The organism is Lactobacillus sp. 23-2, from assembly GCF_044902225.1.
GTDB lineage: Bacteria > Bacillota > Bacilli > Lactobacillales > Lactobacillaceae > Lactobacillus > Lactobacillus absianus.
Genome location: NZ_JAOQBX010000050.1, coordinates 1 through 727 on the forward strand (window position 1 = coordinate 1; position 727 = coordinate 727).

1 pseudogene is annotated in these 727 nt (G+C 49.5%); it reads left to right on the plus strand.

Features of this window, described 5'->3' with window-relative positions:
• Positions 1–727 (plus strand): annotated as a pseudogene (locus OCH80_RS10065) (hypothetical protein); the annotation flags it as partial.

Consider the following 727-nt stretch of genomic DNA (forward strand, 5'->3'; position numbering starts at 1 on the left):
GTTGAACCTGAAGTCGATTCGCTAGTCGATGTTGAGGTACTCGTTGAACCTGAAGTCGATTCGCTAGTCGATGTTGAGGTACTCGTTGAACCTGAAGTCGATTCGCTAGTCGATGTTGAGGCACTTGTTGAACCTGAAGTCGATTCGCTAGTCGATGTTGAGGTACTCGTTGAACCTGAAGTCGATTCGCTAGTCGATGTTGAGGCACTCGTTGAACCTGAAGTCGATTCGCTGGTCGATGTTGAGGCACTTGTTGAACCTGAAGTCGATTCGCTAGTCGATGTTGAGGCACTTGTTGAACCTGAAGTCGATTCGCTTGCTGAGGTCGAGCTGCTTTCGGAACCCGAAGCTGACAGACTTGCGGATGCTGAGCTTGAGGCACTTGCGGAATCTGAAGTGGATTCGCTAGTCGATGTTGAGGTACTCGTTGAACCTGAAGTCGATTCGCTAGTCGATGTTGAGGTGCTCGTCGATTCGCTTGCTGATGTCGAAGTTGAGGCACTCGTCGATTCGCTTGCCGATGCCGAGCTGCTCTCAGAACCTGATGCTGACTCACTTTCAGATTCTGAAGTTGAGACGCTTTCGGACTCTGAAGTTGAGGTGCTCTCAGATTCGGAAGTAGATACGCTCTCTGATTCGGATGCTGACTCACTTTCAGACTCGGAAGTTGAAGTGCTCTCGGATTCGGAAGTTGATTCACTTTCGGATTCTGAAGTTGAGACGCTTT